Below are 3,247 nucleotides of genomic sequence, written 5' to 3'. Positions count from 1 at the left end.
ATCTGGGAGTTTTTCGTGGCAGGTGACGGTTGGGGTTGGTGTTCCTGCCCGTATTTTGAGAACTGTATAGTGGACGCGAGCATCTCTTTGTAGCGTAATTTTTGCTTTTAGTTTTGTGACAAGCTACTAAGGGCAATCGGTGGATGTCTTGGTACCAAGAGCCGATGAAGGACGTTGGAGCCTGCGATAAGCCCCGGGGAGTTGGCAACCGAGCTGTGATCCGGGGGTGTCCGAATGGGGAAACCCAGCTGGCATTCTAAAGCCAGTTACCAGTGCCTGAACACATAGGGTTCTGGAGGGAACGCGGGGAAGTGAAACATCTCAGTACCCGTAGGAAGAGAAAACAATAGTGATTCCGTGAGTAGTGGCGAGCGAAAGCGGATGAGGCTAAACCATGTGCGTGTGATAGCCGGCGTGCGTTGCGTATATGGGGTTGTGGGAGCATTCGTGATCCAATGCCGTGGGTCGAGAGAGTTATCAATCGCTGTTGAAGTCGAATCTTCTGGAATGTTGAGCCGTAGTGGGTTATAGCCCTGTAGGCGTAAGACAGTGACTCTTGAGTGTTTTCCCAAGTAGCACGGGACTCTTGAAATCTCGTGTGAATCTGGCGGGACCACCCGCTAAGCCTAAATACTTCTTGGTGACCGATAGCGGACTAGTACCGTGAGGGAAAGATGAAAAGTACCCCGGGAGGGGAGTGAAATAGTACCTGAAACCGGTTGCCTACAATCCGTCGGAGCACTTTCGGGTGTGACGGCGTGCCTTTTGAAGAATGAGCCTGCGAGTTAGTGGTGTGTGGCGAGGTTAACCCGTGTGGGGTAGCCGTAGCGAAAGCGAGTCTGAATAGGGCGTTTTAGTCGCATGCTCTAGACCCGAAGCGGAGTGATCTATCCATGGGCAGGTTGAAGCGTGGGTAAGACCGCGTGGAGGACCGAACCCACCAGGGTTGAAAACCTGGGGGATGACCTGTGGATAGGGGTGAAAGGCCAATCAAACTCCGTGATAGCTGGTTCTCCCCGAAATGCATATAGGTGCAGCGTCGTGTGTTTCTTACCGGAGGTAGAGCACTGGATGGTCTAGGGGGCTTACCGGCTTACCGAAATCAGCCAAACTCCGAATGCCGGTAAGTGAGAGCGCGGCAGTGAGACTGCGGGGGATAAGCTCCGTAGTCGAGAGGGAAACAGCCCAGATCACCAGCTAAGGCCCCTAAGCGATTGCTAAGTGGAAAAGGATGTGGAGTTGCCCAGACAACCAGGAGGTTGGCTTAGAAGCAGCCACCCTTGAAAGAGTGCGTAATAGCTCACTGGTCAAGTGATTCCGCGCCGACAATGTAGCGGGGCTCAAGCAATCCGCCGAAGCTGTGGCACTCACACAAGTACCCGGCACAGACTTGATCTGTGTCCAGGTGTGTGGGTGGGTAGGGGAGCGTCGTGCAGCGTGTGAAGCAGCCTAGTGATGGAGTTGTGGATGCTGCACGAGTGAGAATGCAGGCATGAGTAGCGAATGACGGGTGAGAAACCCGTCCGCCGGATGATCAAGGGTTCCAGGGTCAAGCTAATCTGCCCTGGGTAAGTCGGGACCTAAGGCGAGGCCGACAGGCGTAGTCGATGGACAACGGGTTGATATTCCCGTACCGGCATTAACACGACCCGACCGAACCTGCTGATGCTAAGCCAACAAGGCTCTGATGTCTTCGGACGGAGGAGTGGCGTTGGTGGCCCGAGGTGGTAGTAGGTGCATTGAGGAGTGACGCAGGAGGGTAGTCCAACCGCGGCGATGGTAGGCGCAAGCTGATCCGCGGGCAAGGTGGTAGGGCGAGGCATAGGCAAATCCGTGTCTCATATAAGCCTGAGAGCCGAGGCGGACCCGTTCAGGGGAAGTGGATGATCCCATGCTGCCGAGAAAAACTTCGCAGTGAGTGTTAGAGCCGCCCGTACCCCAAACCGACACAGGTGATCAGGTAGAGAATACCGAGGCGATCGAGTGAACCATGGTTAAGGAACTCGGCAAAATGCCCCCGTAACTTCGGGAGAAGGGGGACCGGATCCGTGACATCCTTTGCGGGTGGAAGCGGTGATGGTCGCAGAGACCAGGCCCAAGCGACTGTTTACTAAAAACACAGGTCCGTGCGAAGAAGTAATTCGATGTATACGGACTGACGCCTGCCCGGTGCTGGAACGTTAAGGGGACAGGTTAGCTGGTTTCGGCCGGCGAAGCTTTGAACTTAAGCGCCAGTAAACGGCGGTGGTAACTATAACCATCCTAAGGTAGCGAAATTCCTTGTCGGGTAAGTTCCGACCTGCACGAATGGCGTAACGACTTGGGCGCTGTCTCAACCGTGGACTCGGCGAAATTGCATTACGAGTAAAGATGCTCGTTACGCGCAGCAGGACGGAAAGACCCCGGGACCTTTACTACAACTTGGTATTGGTGGTCGGTACAATTTGTGTAGGATAGGTGGGAGACTGTGAAGCTCGGACGCCAGTTCGGGTGGAGTCATCGTTGAAATACCACTCTGATTGTTCTGGCTGTCTAACTTTGGTCCGTTATCCGGATCAGGGACAGTGCCTGGTGGGTAGTTTGACTGGGGCGGTCGCCTCCTAAAAGGTAACGGAGGCGCTCAAAGGTTCCCTCAGCCTGGTTGGCAATCAGGTGTTGAGTGTAAGTGCACAAGGGAGCTTGACTGTGAGACAGACATGTCGAGCAGGGACGAAAGTCGGAACTAGTGATCCGGCGGTGGCATGTGGGAGCACCGTCGCTCAACGGATAAAAGGTACCCCGGGGATAACAGGCTGATCTTCCCCAAGAGTCCATATCGACGGGATGGTTTGGCACCTCGATGTCGGCTCGTCGCATCCTGGGGCTGGAGTAGGTCCCAAGGGTTGGGCTGTTCGCCCATTAAAGCGGCACGCGAGCTGGGTTTAGAACGTCGTGAGACAGTTCGGTCCCTATCCGCTGCGCGCGCAGGAGACTTGAGAAGGGCTGCCCCTAGTACGAGAGGACCGGGGTGGACGAACCTCTGGTGTGCCAGTTGTTCCGCCAGGAGCACGGCTGGTTGGCTACGTTCGGGAGTGATAACCGCTGAAAGCATCTAAGCGGGAAGCACGCTTCAAGATGAGGTCTCCCACCGGGTTAACCGGGTAAGGCCCCCAGTAGACCACTGGGTTGATAGGCCAGAAGTGGAAGCGCCGTAAGGTGTGGAGCTGACTGGTACTAATAGGCCGAGGGCTTGTCACACACACAAACT

At 55.3% G+C, this 3,247-nt stretch carries 1 rRNA gene; it reads left to right on the top strand.

What is annotated here, in order from left to right:
* Positions 1-116: 116 nt before the first annotated feature.
* A 23S ribosomal RNA gene (locus ACFYRU_RS39385) occupies positions 117-3,237 on the top strand.
* Positions 3,238-3,247: the final 10 nt, after the last annotated feature.

Source organism: Kribbella sp. NPDC004536, assembly GCF_042873835.1.
In the GTDB taxonomy this organism is placed as follows: Bacteria; Actinomycetota; Actinomycetes; order Propionibacteriales; family Kribbellaceae; genus Kribbella.
Note: the sequence above shows the minus strand (reverse complement) of the source record. Positions and strands in the feature narration are given on the sequence as shown.